13 protein-coding genes are annotated in these 16,457 nt (G+C 67.0%); 8 read left to right on the top strand and 5 right to left on the bottom strand.

The features are described 5' to 3' along the window. Window positions 1-68: 68 nt before the first annotated feature. Both ACU4IU_RS08670 and ACU4IU_RS08665 read left to right on the top strand, forming a co-directional pair. Window positions 69-1,346 carry a M20 family metallo-hydrolase gene (locus ACU4IU_RS08670; RefSeq protein WP_446656461.1) on the top strand — a complete coding sequence of 426 codons (1,278 nt, stop codon included), beginning with the start codon at window positions 69-71 and terminating at the stop codon, window positions 1,344-1,346. After that, entirely contained in the window at window positions 1,343-2,464 is a 1,122-nt protein-coding gene (locus ACU4IU_RS08665; protein ID WP_446656460.1) for a diaminopropionate ammonia-lyase, read from the top strand. The genes ACU4IU_RS08670 and ACU4IU_RS08665 overlap by 4 nt, the downstream gene beginning before the upstream one ends. On the opposite strand, the gene ACU4IU_RS08660 is transcribed toward ACU4IU_RS08665, so the two are convergent. The 5 genes from ACU4IU_RS08660 to ACU4IU_RS08640 all read right to left on the bottom strand — a co-directional run bounded on the left by ACU4IU_RS08660 (window position 2,391) and on the right by ACU4IU_RS08640 (window position 7,472). Further along, on the bottom strand, window positions 2,391-3,935 hold the full coding sequence (locus tag ACU4IU_RS08660) for an AbgT family transporter (RefSeq protein ID WP_446656459.1): 1,545 nt from the start codon (window positions 3,933-3,935) through the stop codon (window positions 2,391-2,393). The two genes, ACU4IU_RS08665 and ACU4IU_RS08660, sit on opposite strands and share 74 nt — an antisense overlap. Window positions 3,936-4,062: 127 nt before the next feature. Beyond that, window positions 4,063-4,875: a creatininase family protein gene (locus tag ACU4IU_RS08655; RefSeq protein ID WP_446656458.1), complete on the bottom strand. Its 813-nt coding sequence runs from the start codon at window positions 4,873-4,875 to the stop codon at window positions 4,063-4,065. Beyond that, window positions 4,872-5,585, bottom strand: coding sequence for a FadR/GntR family transcriptional regulator (locus ACU4IU_RS08650; protein ID WP_181271163.1), 714 nt, complete (start codon window positions 5,583-5,585; stop codon window positions 4,872-4,874). Before ACU4IU_RS08650 ends, ACU4IU_RS08655 begins: the two co-directional genes overlap by 4 nt. A 58-nt stretch (window positions 5,586-5,643) precedes the next feature. Beyond that, window positions 5,644-6,669, bottom strand: a complete 1,026-nt coding sequence (locus ACU4IU_RS08645; protein ID WP_446656457.1) for an alpha/beta hydrolase family esterase — start codon at window positions 6,667-6,669, stop codon at window positions 5,644-5,646. Between the two features lie 143 nt (window positions 6,670-6,812). After that, window positions 6,813-7,472: a GntR family transcriptional regulator gene (locus ACU4IU_RS08640; protein ID WP_181271161.1), complete on the bottom strand. Its 660-nt coding sequence runs from the start codon at window positions 7,470-7,472 to the stop codon at window positions 6,813-6,815. Between the two features lie 185 nt (window positions 7,473-7,657). Here ACU4IU_RS08640 and ACU4IU_RS08635 point away from each other — a divergent pair, with 185 nt between their 5' ends. The 6 genes from ACU4IU_RS08635 to ACU4IU_RS08610 all read left to right on the top strand — a co-directional run bounded on the left by ACU4IU_RS08635 (window position 7,658) and on the right by ACU4IU_RS08610 (window position 16,378). Then, entirely contained in the window at window positions 7,658-8,674 is a 1,017-nt protein-coding gene (locus tag ACU4IU_RS08635; protein ID WP_446656456.1) for a 1-aminocyclopropane-1-carboxylate deaminase, read from the top strand. 2 nt (window positions 8,675-8,676) lie between these two features. Continuing rightward, complete coding sequence (locus ACU4IU_RS08630) at window positions 8,677-11,115, top strand: transketolase-like TK C-terminal-containing protein (protein ID WP_446656455.1); 2,439 nt, start codon at window positions 8,677-8,679, stop codon at window positions 11,113-11,115. Window positions 11,116-11,458: 343 nt separating this feature from the next. Beyond that, window positions 11,459-12,853: an NAD-dependent succinate-semialdehyde dehydrogenase gene (locus ACU4IU_RS08625; protein WP_181271159.1), complete on the top strand. Its 1,395-nt coding sequence runs from the start codon at window positions 11,459-11,461 to the stop codon at window positions 12,851-12,853. A gap of 311 nt (window positions 12,854-13,164) precedes the next feature. Next, window positions 13,165-13,881, top strand: coding sequence for a FadR/GntR family transcriptional regulator (locus ACU4IU_RS08620; protein ID WP_446656454.1), 717 nt, complete (start codon window positions 13,165-13,167; stop codon window positions 13,879-13,881). Then, window positions 13,878-14,900 carry an asparaginase gene (locus tag ACU4IU_RS08615; protein ID WP_446656453.1) on the top strand — a complete coding sequence of 341 codons (1,023 nt, stop codon included), beginning with the start codon at window positions 13,878-13,880 and terminating at the stop codon, window positions 14,898-14,900. Before ACU4IU_RS08620 ends, ACU4IU_RS08615 begins: the two co-directional genes overlap by 4 nt. 74 nt (window positions 14,901-14,974) lie before the next feature. Further along, window positions 14,975-16,378 (top strand): aspartate ammonia-lyase, encoded by a 1,404-nt coding sequence (locus ACU4IU_RS08610; RefSeq protein WP_446656452.1) that lies wholly within the window; start codon window positions 14,975-14,977, stop codon window positions 16,376-16,378. The last annotated feature ends 79 nt before the right edge of the window (window positions 16,379-16,457 follow it).

The following is a 16,457-nucleotide window of genomic DNA, read 5'->3' as shown; positions in this document are numbered from 1 at the left end:
GCCAGTCTATCGATTTCATGAGTCAGTGTTCGTAGGCTCGAGATCAGACACTCGAGAAAGGACGCTCAATGACCCCGACCACGTGCCCGAACAGCACAGACCTTCGCATCGACGGTGACCGACTGTGGGCCGACCTCATGGCTCTCGCCGCGATCGGCTCCTATGACGATGAGGCGACCGGCCTCGTGGGGGTCAATCGGCAGTCGCTGACGGATGAGGACCGGGCGGGACGCGAACTGCTCATCTCCTGGATGGAGGAGCTCGGCCTTGAGGTCACGATCGACGAGATGGGTACGATCTTCGGCCGACGCGAAGGTCTGGAGCCCGAGCTCGCGCCCGTGCTCGTCGGTTCGCACATCGACACCGTGGCCACCGCCGGTGCCTTCGACGGCTGCCTCGGTGTGCTCGGCGGGCTGGCCGTGATCCGCGCCTTCGCCGAGGCGGGCCTCCAGCCCCGTCGCCCCATCGTCGTAGCCGCGTGGACCGAAGAGGAGGGAGTGCGCTTCGGCACCGATATGCTCGGATCCGCCGTCGCGGCGGGGCGACTGAGCCTCGATTACGCCTACGGACTCACCGATGAGACCGGAGCACGGTTCGGTGACGAACTGAGACGCATCGGCTTCAAGGGCGAGCGTCCCGTGCACATCGACCCGCCGCACGCCTACCTCGAATGCCATATCGAGCAGGGACCCGTGTTGGCTCAGGAGGACCGCGTGATCGGCATCGTCACCGGAGTCCAGTCGATCTCCTGGCAGAAGGTGACCCTTCACGGCCGTGCAGCCCACGCTGGAACCACCCCGACCGAACTGCGCATCGACGCTGGCCTGGCCGCCGCGCAGATCATCGTCGAGGTCCGACGCATGGTTGACTCCGGCGCCTACGGACGGCTGCGTGCGACGGTCGGTCGCATCGAGACCTCCCCGGGACTGCCGAGCGTCGTGCCCGATCGGGCCGAGATCACCGTCGATCTGCGCAATCCCGACGATGAGCACATGGCCCGCGCCGAGGCGGACCTCGCCGCGTTCCTCGAGCGTCTTCCCGACAGCCAGCCCGGACTGCGGGTGGAGGCGGCGCAGATGGCGCGGACCAAGGCCGTGCCCTTCAGCGAAGCCGTGCAGGACACGCTCGAGACCGCAGCGAAGGAACGCGGCTATGATTCGATTCGGCTGATGTCCGGGGCCGGTCACGATGCGCAGGAGATGGCCGCGATCGCCCCGGCGGCCATGGTTTTCGTCCGCGGTCAGCATCACGGAATCAGTCATAACCCCCGCGAATACTCGACTCCCGAGGACTGCCGCGCCGGTGTCGAGGTCCTGGCCTCAGCAGTGAAGGAGCTGAGCTCATGATCGGCGAATCCACGCATCCGCAGGAATTCCACCGCACGATCCCCGGTTATCGGGTCACCGACCTCATCGATCTGCCCGGTCTCGCCGTCGAGGTGGGGGCCGCCTCGGTGCGGGTGAAAGACGAATCCGATCGCTTCGGTCTGCCGGCATTCAAGGCACTTGGAGCATCATGGGCAGTCAATCGGGTGATCAGCGCACACCTCGGTCTGCCTCCGGCCGCGACGTTCTCCGAACTCAGTGACCGCGCCGCGGGACTCGAGCTCGTCCTCGTCACCGCCTCCGACGGCAACCACGGCCGGGCGCTCGCCCATATCGCCGCCCGCCTGGGGCTGCGCTCACGCATCCACGTGCCCGCGGGTCTGCCTGCCAGCACGCTTGAGGCCATCCGCGGCGAAGGGGCCGAACTCGTGGAGACCGGCCTCATCTACGACCGGTCCGTCGAGGACGCGGCGGCGAGCTGCGGCGACGGGGAGCTGCTCGTTCAGGACACGGCATGGGACGGCTACGAGGACGTGCCCGGGTGGATCGTCGACGGGTATTCGACGCTGTTCGCCGAGGTCGATGAGCAGCTGGGCGGGCCCGCTTCGCTCATCCTCGTGCCCAGCGGGGTCGGCTCCCTGCTCCAGGCCGCCGTCGTCCATCAGGGCAGGCACGGGCCGGAAGCCCGCGTGATCGCCGTCGAACCGGTCACGGCTGCGTGCATCACCGCGTCGATGCGGGCAGGACGGCCGGTGAGCGTCGACACCTCGCAGCCGACCTCGATGGCCGGGCTCAACTGCGGGACCGTCTCGTCCCTGGCCTGGCCCGTCCTCCAGTCCGGACTCGACGATTCGGTCACGGTCACCGACGCCGAGGCGGCCGCCGCCCAGGACGAGCTCCATGACCTCGGTGTGGCGGTCGGCCCGTGTGGAGCCGCCTCGTTGGCGGGGCTGAGAGCCGCGCTCACCGCGTCCGGCGGACCGGGCGCCCTCGGACTCGATGAGTCCGCGCACATCGTCCTGCTCAGCACGGAATCGGCTGCGGCGAATGCCGGAGTCTACGCACTCAGCGCACCGGCGCATCGGGACCGAGCGGAATGCCCAGGCCCCACCACAGGAAGAACAGCAGGCTCCAGCTGATCGTCATGCACACGGCCAAGGGCAGGGTGTGCGAGGCGAGCGTGCCGATGCCGGCGCTCTTCTGATACTTCTGCATGAAGCCGAGTGCGAGGATGAAGTACGGGCTCATCGGGGTGATGGCCGTCGACCCCGAGTCGGCGATGCGGAAGATCGCCTGTGAGGTCTCCGGCGGCACCTCGAGCAGCATGAGCAGCGGCACGATGACCGGGGCCATGATCGCCCACATCGCCGAGCCGGAGGTGATGAGCACGTTGACGACCGAGAGCACGAGCAGGACGAGGATGAACACCACCCACGTCGGCAGGCCGAGGCCGGTGAAGAGTTCGGACACGGAGACCGAGACGAGCATGCCGATGTTCGTCCACTCGAAGTACTCGAGGAACTGGGCGATGGCGAAGAAGAGGACGAGGACCCCGGAGATCGAGGCGAGCCCCTGACCCATGAGCTTCGGCACGTCCGACCAGGTCTCGATCGTGCCCTCGCGGAAGCCGTAGACGATGCCGCCGATGCCGAAGAGCATGGCGATGAGGAAGGCGATTCCGGTGAGGAACGGCGACTCCCCGAAGGGCCCGTCACCGCGCAGGGGCGCGCCGTCCGGGACGACGAGGACGACGATGGCGATGACCGCTGCGATGACGGCGAACATCGCCCAGCGCAGGGCCTTGCGTTCCTTGTCGGTGATGACGAGGTCTTCGTGTTCGGCATCCTCGTCGGCTTCGAGGTTGTCGCGCTTCATGAGCACGAGCTCGGTGACGATCGTGATGACGATGGCCAACAGGATGGAGCTGGCGATGTTGAAGTACCAGTTGCCGATCGGAGTGACGATGTAGTCGGGGTCGATGATGTTCGCCGCAGCCGTCGTGATGCCCGCGAAGATCGCATCGTTGGGCGTCGGGATCGGGCTGGCATCGTAGCCGGAGGCGATCGAGGTGTACGCGACGATGACGCCGAGGACGGGGGAGCGGCCCACGGCCTTGAACACCATTCCGCCGAGCGGCACGAGGATGACATAGGCCGCCGCCGAGGCGACGTGGGAGACCGTGCCCATGAACGCGACCGTGAAGACGATGAGTCCGGCCGGGACGCGGGCGATCGAGACCTTCATCGCCGTCGACAGCAGGCCGGTGCGCTCGGCCAGGGCCACGCCCATGATGACGACCATGATCGTGATGAGCGGTGGGAAGGTCTCGTAGGCGTCGAGCGCGGTGCTCACGGCCATGGCGATGCCCTCGCCGCTGAGGAGGTTGTTCACCGGGGTCCAGTCCCCGGTGCCGGGATCCTCGACTCCCGCGCCGGCGAGGGAGAGGACGAGGCTGAATACGGCGAGGATCGCCGCGAGGATCCAGAACAGCCAGAAGGGGTTCGGCAGCTTGTTGCCGACGACTTCGATGACGTTGAGGGCGCGGATGACCAGCGGCAGCTTCTCCTGCTCGTCGGTCTGCACGGTATCGGTGGTCTGGGTCGGTTTCATTGTGAGCTCCTGAGAGTCCAGGCGGGATTTTCGGGCAGGGTCCACCAGGGCACGGTGATTACGGCGCTGGAATCGGGTGTTCTGTGGTGGGGTGCGGGCCGAGCGGCCGGTCAGTGAGAAGCGGGTGTCACAGTCTCTGCAGCTCCTGACAGTAGGCGACGAGTCGGTCGACGACCTCGCCGAGGATGTCCTCCCCGGCCGCGGCCGTGGCGGTCCGCGGATCGCCGAGGACGCCGTTGTCGGCGTAGCGGTCGAATGTCACCGCTGTTGACGGTGTTTTCGTTCGTGAGAGTCGGGCACGTGGGTCGAGATCGTCGAGCCGGGTGGCGCCGGGGTTGAGGTGGCCCGAGTCGACGAGGGATTCGTCGATGGCGAGCATCTGCGAGGTTTCGGACTCTCCGCAGTGGCCGCTGACCTCGGTGCGCGGCAGCTGGGCGGTCGCCTCGGTGGCCAATGCTGAGACCGGAGTATAGGCGAAGACGAAGTCCGGATGGGTGGCGAGCAGGGACTGCTGGATCACGCCGAGCGCGGCGAGGTTGCCGCCGTGGCCGGTGATGACGAGGAGTCTGTCGAATCCGGCATCGGCGAGCTGACGCACGATCGAGGAGACGAGGTCGATGAACAGCTGCGGACCGATGTTGATCGTGCCGGGCAGGAAGCGGTGATGCGGGGAGACCCCGTAGTCGATGCTCGGCAGGACGAAGGCGCTGCCCGCCCGCCCCCGGTCGCCATCGGTGAGTGCGTCGACGACGGCGCGGGCGACGTGAGCGGCTCGGATGTTGTCGGTGCCCAGGGGCAGTCCGTCACCGTGCTGTTCGCAGGCGCCGACGGGAAGGACGAGCAGGCTGCTTCGATCCTTCGCGAGCTCGACCTCCAAAGAGGTGAGTTCGGCGTAGTCGCGGATATGCGGGCGGATCTCGGAGATCGTCGGGCGGCTCATTGCTGGGATCCTCCGATGGTGTCGGCGTCACCGGTCTGGTCTGTATCGTCCGCCCAGTCGGCGAGGACGGCGGCCTTGATCGCCTCGAGGTGCTTGCGGGTGCGGTGGGAGGCTTCGAAGCCGTCGCCGCGGCGGATCGCATCGAGGATGTCCGCGTGTTCGTCGTGGTCGCGCAGTCGGTCGTAGCTCGTTCGCGCCGCCTGCTGGGTCCGCGAATGGATGGCCAGCAGGGACACGAGCATCTCGTGCAGAGCGCGGTTGCCCGAGGCGCGAGCGAGTTCGACGTGGAAGTGACCGGCCGGGACCGCGGTCTCGACCTGGAGGGCATTATCGAGTGCCGACTCCATGGAGGACACGGCGTCAGGTTCCTGGACTGTCGCTGCGAGCTCGGCGATTCCGGGCTCGATGGCGATGCGGGCGTCGAGGAGTTCGATGGCCGCCGCGAGGTCGACGGGCACATAGTGCGGGTTGTCGAGGATGCGGCGGTTGATCGCTTCGCGGACGTAGGTGCCCGAACCGTGCTTGAGCTCGACCGACCCCGTGGCCTCGAGCCGGCGCAGAGCCTCCCGGACGGTGGGCACGGTGACCTCGAAGCGTGCGGCGAGGACCTTCGCCGAGGGCAGGGTCTGCCCGGGCTGGAGGTTCTCGGTGCGGATGGTGTCGACGATTTCGCGAGTGAGGCGTTCGACGAGTCCGACGGTGGACGTCATGGTGCTCTCCTTCAAGTGTTTAAGTCATCTAATCACTTTGAGTGATGTGTGTCAACGGTCACTTTTGGGTGGGCCCCTGCGTTGCTCCCGGGTGGCTGCGGAAGAAGTCCCAGACCGTGTTCGTGGCCGAGAAGTTCTTCGTGACGTATCCGCCTCCGCTGTAGACGACCTCACCGGGCCAGACGTGGCCGCCGTCGGCGACGGAGTAGAGCTCGACGGAGGCGTCGCATCTCGTCCACTGAGTGCGCGCAACGTTTTCGCCTTTGCGGCCGACCTGGCGTTCCTTCGTTCTCGCGCAGCCGGAGGCCTCCGCCCATGGCTGGATCCACTCGCGGACTCCCGGGTAGTCCTCGCCCTGGCGGTGGCCGCCCTCGTAGTGCATCGTCGCGTCCCCGGTGCCGTGGATCGCGAGCATCGGTGTGGGTGTCGAGTAATCGCAGCCCTCCGTCGACTGCGGATAGTAGGCGCCGGCGACGGGGGCGAAGGCGGAGAAGCGATCGCGCAGGTGACAGGCGAGGACGGAGACCATGCCGCCGCCGTTCGACTTGCCGGTGGCATAGACCCGATTGAGGTCGATGCAGTGCTCGGATTCGATCGAATCGAGCAGCTCGGCGACGAACGCGACGTCATCGGCACCGCTGGCGTACGGGGCGCCCTGCCAGGAGCGTTTGCCGTCATTGAGGTCGCCGTCGGGGAAGATGGTGATCGCGGGCAGGGTCGGCAGCCCCGTGTAGTTCTGGAATTCGGCACCGTCGGACCCGTTGCCGTGGAAACCGAGGACGAGCGGCAGGGGAGTCTCAAGTTCGTAGTCGCGCGGGATGTTGATGCGGTAGCTGCGCTCGCCGTCTGCCGTCGAGATCGTCTTCTCGTCATTGCCGGGCTTCTGCTCGGTGCCGCAGCCGACCGACGGGGCGGCCGGCATCGTCGATGCTTTCTTGCCGACGGTTTGAGCGGCGGCAGAATGCGCAGGTGCGGTCTGTGCGGTGGCGGCCATTCCTGGGGCCGCAGTTGTGCCCGTCAGCAGAGCAGCGCTCGCGGCGGTCGCGAGCAGGGCGGTCGTGATGCGTTTCGTCCTTGATGACATCGTCAGTCCTTTGATCGTCGGTGATCGTGGTGAGGACTCTAGCACAGGTCATCAGATGACTAGAAGAGTTGGCGATGACGGTGGCGTCGTCGAGAAGGCAGTGGTGTTGCCGATCCGGAACCCGCAGCTGGAAGGTGTTCGACTCAGGCCGTCTGGGGCGCGTCCCCTTCGATGGTCGACCAGTTCGCCTTCGTCAGTGCGACGGCATGCGCATGCTCACCGGAACGGACGGCGGCGATGATCTCGGTGTGCTGCTCCGGTGAGGCTGATCCCTTCACCGATTCGAAATGCAGGAACTCCGCGCGGCGCAGAGTGGCGGTGACGACCTCGAGGTGATCGGGAATGAGGGGATTGCCGGATCGGGTGAGGGCCACCTCGTGGAAGTCGTCATCGGCCGCAATCGCCGCCTCGGCGTCGCCGACTGCGAGGGCCGCGCTCAATCGCCCGTTCGCCTGCTCCATCTCAGTCAGCGCCTCCTCGTCGAGGGCGGGGAAGGCGAGGTCGATCGCCAGGCCGTGGAGTTCGGCGGCGATCTGCCGGGCCGCGAGGATGAGTTCCGGATCCTCTGGGGCCACGCGCGTCATCCGGCCCGGCTCCGCCACGACGAGTCCGGCCTGTGCCAAGCGTTGGAGTGCCTCGCGCACGGGCGTTCTGGATACCTGGAGCCAGGCGCCGAGCTCCTGATCGCGCAACTGTTCTCCGGGGGCGAGCTGGCCGCGGACGATGGCGTCGCGGATCGACCGATAGACGTCATCGCGCAGCAGGCTGCGCTGCGGGGCGGGGGAATCCGTGGGGATCGGCACGCTCGGTCACCTTGTCTCTGAGTGGGTGGGTCTCGTCCCGCGGGATGGGACTCGAACTCTGACCCATTGTAACCGTCAGCAGAATGCAATATATTGCATATTGCGATCCAGGACACATCGCACAGGACACATCGCACGAGAGAGCGATCGCCCCGAAGCGAACGCTTCAGAGAACAGAGGACATCATGGCCATCACCGACTTCGAACGCTACCCACTCACCTTCGGGCCGAGCGCCGTGCACGAGCTCCCGCGACTGAGCGACCACCTCGGCGGGGCCCGCGTCTGGGCCAAACGGGAAGACGTCAACTCAGGACTCGCCTTCGGCGGCAACAAGACCCGCAAGCTCGAGTACATCGTTCCCGACGTACTCGCCTCGGGTGCGGACACCCTCGTGTCCATCGGCGGCTACCAGTCCAACCACACCCGCCAGGTCGCCGCCGTTGCCGCTCACCTTGGACTGAAGGCGCGCCTGGTGCAGGAACGCTGGGTCGACTGGGAGGACCCGGTCAACGACAAGGTCGGCAATATCGAACTCTCGCGCATCATGGGAGCCGACGTCCGCCTCGACTCGGCCGGATTCGACATCGGCATCCGCTCGAGCTGGGAGAACGCCCTGGCCGAGGTCGAAGAATCAGGCGGCAAGCCCTACCCGATCCCGGCCGGCGCCTCCGAGCACAAGTTCGGCGGACTCGGCTTCGCGAACTGGGCCTATGAGGTCGCCGAACAGGAGAAGGAGCTCGGCGTCTTCTTCGACACCATCGTCGTGTGCACCGTGACCGGCTCGACGCACGCCGGAATGATCGCCGGATTCGCCGCCCTCGAAGCCGCCGGCGGACCGAAGCGCAAGGTCATCGGCATCGATGCCTCGGCCACGATCGAGAAGACCCGCGACCAGGTGAAGAGGATCGCGAACACCACTGCCGAACTCATCGGCCTCGGGCGTGAGATCACCGCCGACGACGTCGATATCCGCACCGGCTGGGAAGGCCCGGCCTACGGCATCCCCGACGAGACGACCGTGAACGCGATCCGCACCACCGCCCAGCTCGAAGGCGTCATCCTCGACCCCGTCTACGAGGGCAAGTCGATGGCCGGACTCCTCGACCTCGTCGGAGACGGCACCATCGGGGCGGATTCGACGGTCCTCTACGCCCACCTCGGCGGACAGCTCGCACTCAACGCCTACTCCTCGATCTTCTGACGATGAGCACCGCACAGGAGCCGACAGCACAGGAGTCGACCGCACAGGACACGGACCGCCACCAATTCGAGACCTCCCTGCAGGTCAGCCCGCCCGGGACGAATGACCGTCCGCTGCGCGCCTCGACCTCGGGAGATGATGAGATCCTCGACGAGATCGCCCAGCGCGTGCTGTGGCTGGCGACCTCGATCATCGACCGTGCCAACCGCGGCCGGGTCAACCCGGACGGGGTCAAGGTCGGCGGCCATCAGTCCTCGTCGGCCTCGATGACCGGGATCATGACGGCGCTTTGGTTCACCCGACTGCGCGCCATCGACCGCGTCTCGGTCAAACCGCATGCCTCGCCGGTCCTCCACGCGATCAACTATCTGCTCGGAGACCTCGGCGAGGAATTCCTCGACACCCTGCGCAGCCGCGGGGGACTCCAGCCCTACCCGTCACGGACGAAGGACCCGGACACGGTGGACTTCTCCACCGGATCCGTGGGCATCGGCGCGACCGCTCCCATCTGGGCGGCCCTGTCCCACCGCTACGTCTCCGACCGGTTCCCCGAGACCCCGGAAGCCGGACGGTTCTACTCCCTGCTCGGCGACGCCGAGATGGACGAAGGGGCGGTGTGGGAGGCGATCATCGATCCGGAGGTGCGCAGCCTCGGCGAGATCGTGTGGATCGTCGACCTCAACCGGCAGTCGCTCGACCGGGTCATCCCCGACGTCCAGATCCGCCGTTTGCAGGGCATGTTCGATGCCGCCGGGTGGCAGGTGCTCACCTGCCCGTGGGGGCGCCGACTCGAAGCCGTGTTCGCGGCCCCCGGCGGCGAGGCGCTCAAGAAGCGGCTCGTGCAGATGCCCAATCCCGAATACCAGCGGCTGCTGCGCGCCCACCCGTCCGAGATCCACGACCGGCTGCTCACGGGACTCACCGACACCGAGGCGACCGCCCTGTCCGCGGTCATCGACGGCTTCGACGCGGACGGTCTCGCCTCCCTCATCCGTGACCTGGGTGGACATGACCTCGGCCAGCTCGTGTCGACGTTCGACGCGATCGACGACGACCGGCCGACGGTGGTCTTCGCCTACACGATCAAAGGCAAGGGGCTGGCCACGGAGGGCCATCCCGGCAACCATGCCGCGCAGCTGACCGAAGCGCAGATGCGCGAGCTCGCGGCCGCCTCGGGGATGGACTTGGACGATCCGTGGGTCGCCTTCGCTCCGGACACCCCGGCCGGCCGGTTCTGTGCCGAAACCGCGCGGCGGCTGCGACGGGAGCCGGTCACCGACCATGCCGTGGCCGCAGTGCCTGCCGAGCTGGGATTCACTCCGCGACCGCAGATCTCCACGCAGGCGGCGCTGGGCCGGTTCCTCTCCGACCTCAAGCACGTCGCCCCCGAGGTGGCCCAGCGGGTTGTGACCCTGTCACCGGACGTCGCGACGTCGACGAACCTCGGCGGATGGATCAACAAGACCGGAATCTGGTCACCGGCGGGCCGGCATGACTGGTTCTCCGATGATCGGGAACGGGTGCTGCGGTGGCAGGAAGGCACGAGCGGACAGCACATCGAACTCGGCATCGCCGAGGTCAATCTCGTCTCCCTGGCCGGGGAGCTCGGATCGACCGGGCAGCGCTGGGGACAGCCGCTGCTGCCGATCGCCACGATCTACGATCCCTTCATCAACCGTGCTCTCGAGCCCTGGACCTTCAGCCTCTACGCGGGTGGGCGTTCGATCATGGTCGGCACGCCCTCAGGGGTATCGCTTGCGCCCGAAGGCGGGGCCCACCAGTCGTTCAACACACCGTCGGTGACCTTGGAGATCCCGGGCCTGACGAGCTGGGAGCCGGCCTTCGCCCAGGACCTCGAGTGGACCCTGCTCGAAGCGCTGCGCGAACTCGCCGACCCGGACGGCGACTCCGCCTACTTCCGACTGACGACGAGACCGGTAGCGCAGGAGCTCGCAGATGTGCCCGAAGATCCGCTGCTGCGGGAACGCCGCCGTGATCAGGTCATCGCCGGCGGCTACCGGCTGACGACGAGACCGGCCGCCGAGGACGAGGTCACCCTCGTCGGCGCCGGGGCCATCATGACTGAGGTGATCGCGGCGGCGGCCCGACTGGAATCCCTGGGTGTGCGGGCGGGAATCGTCTGCCTCAGCTCACCGTCGAAGGTGTTCCGGTCGGTGCAGGATCGGTCTCGGGTCCGCTCGAGTGTCCGCTCGGCCATCGCCGACGAACTCTTCCCCGCAGAACATCCGGCACCGCTGGTCACCGTCCTCGACGGGCACCCGCACACTCTCGCGTTCCTCTCCGGAGTGCGCGGGGACCGCACACGGAACCTCGGGGTCACCGAATTCGGTCAGGCATCCTCGGTGGGGGAGGCCCATGCGATCCACGGGATCGACACGGACTCCATCGTGCGCGCCGGACTCGACCTCGTGGGGCGGTGAGTTCCCGCGACGCGAGGTGAACCGTTTCGGTCCTCTGGTTCGATGAACAGGGACCGGAGCGGGCCCCTCGCCGAGGAGGGTGGTCCCCGATCGAGGCCGGAGTTCTCTCCTCGCGAGTGCGGTTCGGATTTCGTCGTGACCGATTCGGAATCCGCACCGCCTCGGCGAGGGGACCACGGACGATCGGGGACTGAGGATTCCCCCAGGTTTCGGCACTTGTTGCGCGGGTCACCTATTGATAGCGTGGGTGGCAGGCATACGCATTCCGTCGATTCGGGCGGCAAACAGGTATGCAATTGCTTCAGCGGCGCCAACGGGCGCGCACAAGTCAAAGGAGTCTGGAATGAGCAACGTAGGCAGTGCTGCAGGCGGCTACCGTGTCGAGAACCCGGCCACCGGTGAAGTCGTCGAGAAGTTCGACAATGCCACCGACGAAGAGGTCCAGCAGGTCCTCGAATCCGCACACAAGGGCTACCTGAGCTGGCGCGAGAAGACGATCGAGGAACGCGCCGCGATCGTCAACAAGGTCGCCGCTCTCTTCGGCGAGCGCAAGGAAGAGCTCGCGAAGATCATCGCCGAGGAGATGGGCAAGCCCACCGCCGAAGGTGAGGAAGAGGCCGAGTTCTGCGAGGCGATCTTCAACTACTACGCCGACAACGGACCGAAGTTCGCCGCCGATGAACCGATCGAATCGATGTCCGGCGGCAAGGCCTTCATCCAGCGCCGCCCCGTCGGCACGCTGCTGGGCATCATGCCCTGGAACTTCCCCTACTACCAGGTCGCCCGCTTCGCCGCACCGAACCTCGTGCTCGGCAATACGATCATCCTCAAGCATGCGGAGATCTGCCCTCGCTCCTCGGCGAAGATCGCCGAGATCATGAAGGAAGCCGGCATCCCCGAAGGCGTGTACTCCAACATCTACGCCACGCACGAGCAGATCGAGACGATCATCGCCGACGACCGCGTCGAAGGCGTGTCCCTGACCGGTTCCGAGCGCGCCGGATCGGCCGTGGCCGCCACGGCCGGCAAGTACCTCAAGAAGGCCGTGCTGGAGCTCGGCGGCTCCGACCCGTACATCATCCTCGATACCGACGACATGAACGAGGCCGTCGACACCGCATGGGGCACCCGCCTGTACAACACCGGCCAGGTCTGCAACGCGAACAAGCGGATGATCGTCATGGACGACATCTACGACGACTTCGTGTCCGGTCTGACCGAGCGCGCCCAGTCCTGGGAGAAGGGCACCCCCGCCGAGGCGGGCGACGGCAAGTACTCGCCCCTGTCCTCGCGTTCGGCTGCCGAGAACCTGCGCAAGCAGCTCGACCGTGCCGTCGAGCAGGGTGCGACCCTCGTCGGCGGCGAGCTCGCCACCGACGGATCCGCGTACGTCTCGCCGGCCGTGCTCACCGGAGTCACCTCGGAGATGGACGCCTACCGCGAAGAGCTCTTCGGCCCCGTGGCCACCGTGTACAAGGTCAGCAGCGATGACGAAGCACTGGCCCTGGCCAATGATTCGCGCTTCGGCCTCGGCGGCGCGGTGTTCGCCAAGGACGAGGAGCGTGCCGCGAAGCTCGCTCAGCGCCTCGATGTCGGCATGTCGAACGTCAACACCCCTGCCGGAGAGGGTGCGGAGATCCCGTTCGGCGGCACGAAGCGCTCGGGCTTCGGCCGCGAGCTCGGGCCCTACGGCATGGATGAGTTCGTCAACAAGCGCATGTACTACGTGGCTGACTGACTGGGGCTTGGCTTCAGCCTTCGTCGAGAAACGGGCTGGGTGTCGAGAAACGCGTGCGCGCATGCGTTTCTCGGCACCCAGCCCGTCTTTCATGGTCTTGCATGTGGGCCAGCCCTTTCTGCATGGGCCGGGGTGTTCCCTGCGGGCCGGAGGCGCGAGCGACCGTGAATCTCAGAGTCTGAAACGCCTCTCTGATGGGTTGACGCACGTTGGGTGAGCGGGATTACACTCAAACCTGTCATACAGCTTGACAGGTTTGTCTGGTGGGCTGTGTGCCGGATCAATGATCGGATCGAACCGGAGGAGTGGTCATGGGGACGAACAGCCCGACCGAACCCACGGCCAGACGCACGGCTGTAGAACGACTGTCCGCGGGTGAGGGCGTCGTGCGCAGTCTGCGTGCCGAGATCGCCGACGGCACCTTTCCCGTCGGCAACCGCCTTCCCTCCGAAGCGAAGCTCGCCGACCGATACGCCGTCAGCCGTCCCGTCATCCGCGAAGCCCTGCGCTCGCTGGCAACCCTCGGGCTGACCGAGACGAAGACCGGCAGCGGCACCTTCGTCATCGCCTCCGCTCCGGAGACCGGACTGCACCTCGGCGACTACTCCTCCCGGGATCTCCACGAGGCCCGACCGCATATCGAAGTTCCCGCCGCCGAACTCGCGGCCACTCGGCGCACCGAGGCCGACCTCGTCCGTCTCCACGCCCTGCTGCAGTCGATGAGCGCCGAGCCGAGTCCCCGCGGCTGGGTCGAGCTCGACGGAGAGCTGCACATCGCCATCGCCCGCGCCAGCGGAAACCGAGTCTTCGAAAGCGTCATCGCCGAACTCCGCGGTGCCCTGACCGCCCAGTCCGAGCTCCTCAACCTCGCCGCCAGCCGTCAACCGGACTCCGACGTCGAGCATGCGGAGATCGTCCGCGCGATCGAAGCCGGAGACGGTGCCCGCGCCCGCGACGCCATGGCCGAGCACCTCGCTCAGGTCGCCGTCGCCGTCACCGACCTCGCCCGAAATCCAGGAAGACCATGACCCACACAGCCACCCCCACCGCGACCCACCGCGCCCATGTCCCACTCGTCGAGGTCACCCGCGGTGGCCTCGTCGAAGGCGTGCACTTCGGTTCCTTCGCCGTCATCGATGCCGAGGGCCGTCCGCTCGTGTCTGCCGGTGATATCGGCACGCCGTTCTATCCTCGGTCGACCCTCAAGCCCCTGCAGCTGCTTGCGATGCTGCGTCTCGGCCTCGATCTGCCGACCGAGCTCCTCGCTCTCGCCGCGGCCAGCCACTCGGGATCCCCCGAACACATCGACGGTGCCCGCCGGATCCTTCATCAGTACGAGCTCGACGAGACCGCCCTCGGCAACGTCATCGACCTTCCCTATGGGGCGCCCGAGCGCGAAGCCCACCTCGCCGCCGGCGGACAGCGCAGCCGCTTGGCCCAGAACTGCTCGGGCAAACACGCGGCCTTGGTCGCGACCTGCCGGATCAACGGCTGGGACCTCGCGGGCTACCTCGATCCCACCCACCCTCTGCAGCGGCACATCGGCGCCACCATCGCCGAACTCACCGGCGAGACGCCGGCGACCGTGTCGACCGACGGATGTGGAACACCGTTGCCGGCGATCTCGCTGACCGGAATGGCCCGCGCTTTCGCTCGCCTGTCCACCGTCTCGACCGGCACGAGCGCGGCGCGCGTCGCCGCCGCCATGCGCGACCACCCGGACATGGTCGCCGGTGCCGGGCGCGACGTCACCGCGCTCATGCGCACCGTCCCCGGACTCATCGCCAAGGACGGCGCCGAAGCGGTTCAGCTGCTCGGGATCGACGGCATGGGCATCGCCGTCAAGATCGCCGACGGCTCGGATCGGGCCAGGCTGCCGATCGCCACCCGGATCCTCTCCGCTCTGCCCGCACCGACCGAAAAGGCTGGCGACATCGTCAGCCCGCCCGTCCTCGGCGGAGGACGGGAAGTCGGCGGACTGCGCGTGACCCGCGAGGTCGAGGACCGCCTCGGCGAGTGGGAACGCACCCGGTCGGTCGCCTCCTGAGCCTCCGCAGCCGAACCACCCACCAGCACCGACAGGCATCAGCAACAACGACGAACAAAGGCGACACGAGAACCATGAGCACGGATACACGCATCGAGCACGACCTCCTCGGCGATCGGGAGATCCCGGGCGATGCCTACTGGGGCATCCATACGCTGCGGGCGGTCGAGAACTTCCCGATCACCGCGCAGACCCTGCAGTCCAACCCCGACCTCATCCGCGGACTCGCCGCGGTCAAGCTCGCCGCCGCCAGGGCCAACCACGACCTCGGCCTCCTCGATGAGCAGCGGCGGGACGCGATCGTCTCAGCCTGCCGGGAGATCATCGACGGGAAGCTGCACGACCAGTTCCCGATCGACGTCATCCAAGGTGGGGCGGGCACCTCGTCGAATATGAACGCCAACGAGGTGATCGCGAACCGGGCGCTCGAGATCATCGGGCAACCGCGCGGAACCTACACGCGGATCAGCCCGAACGACCACGTCAACCTCAGCCAGTCGACGAACGACGCCTACCCGACGGCTGTCAAGCTCGGTACGATCTTCGCGATCAAACGGCTGCTCACCGCCCTCGGGGAACTTCAGGACGCGTTCGCCGTGAAGGCGTCCGAATTCCACGACATCGTCACGATGGGACGCACCCAGCTGCAGGACGCCGTGCCGATGACACTCGGCCAGGCCTTCGGCAGCTACGCGGTGACGATCGGGGAGGACCGCGAGCGCCTCGGGGAGGCCGAGTCGCTGGTCCACGAGATCAACCTCGGCGCCACCGCCATCGGCACCGGCCTCAACGCACCAGCCGGATACGCCGAGGCGGTCCGCGACCATCTCGCGCAGCTGACCGGGCTGCCTCTGGTCACCGCGCCCGACCTCGTGGAGGCGACCCAGGACGTCGGATCCTTCGTCCACCTGTCCGGGGTGCTCAAGCGCATCGCCGTGAAGATCTCGAAGATCTGCAACGATCTGCGGCTGCTGTCCTCGGGTCCGCGAGCCGGATTCAACGAGATCAACCTGCCCGCCGTGCAGTCGGGATCGTCGATCATGCCGGGCAAGATCAACCCCGTCATCCCCGAGGTGGTCAACCAGGTCGCGTTCGAAGTCATCGGCAACGATGTCACGATCACCGCGGCCGCCGAATCCGGGCAGCTGCAGCTCAACGCCTTCGAACCCGTCATCCTGCACAGCCTGCACAAGTCGATCTCCCACCTCGAATCGGCGTCGCGGACGCTGACGACCCGCTGCATCGCAGGCATCACCGCCAATCCAGAACTCACCCGCGCTGCCGTCGAACACTCCATCGGACTCGTCACCGCACTCAACCCGACCATCGGTTACCAGGCGGCGACGATGATCGCCCAGGAGGCGCTGAAGACCGGCCGCGGCGTCGCCGAACTCGTGCTCGAACACGGGCTGATGACCGCCTCCGAACTCGAACGTCTGCTCCGACCCGAACGGCTGGCGAACCTCACGACCGTGTGAGCGAACCGACTCCGGGCCGCCTGCAATCGACCACCTGACCACCTGACCGCCTGTTTCTGACAAGACCATCTGTACTCAA

The organism is Brevibacterium sp. CSND-B09 (assembly GCF_052906525.1).
Note: the sequence above shows the minus strand (reverse complement) of the source record. Positions and strands in the feature narration are given on the sequence as shown.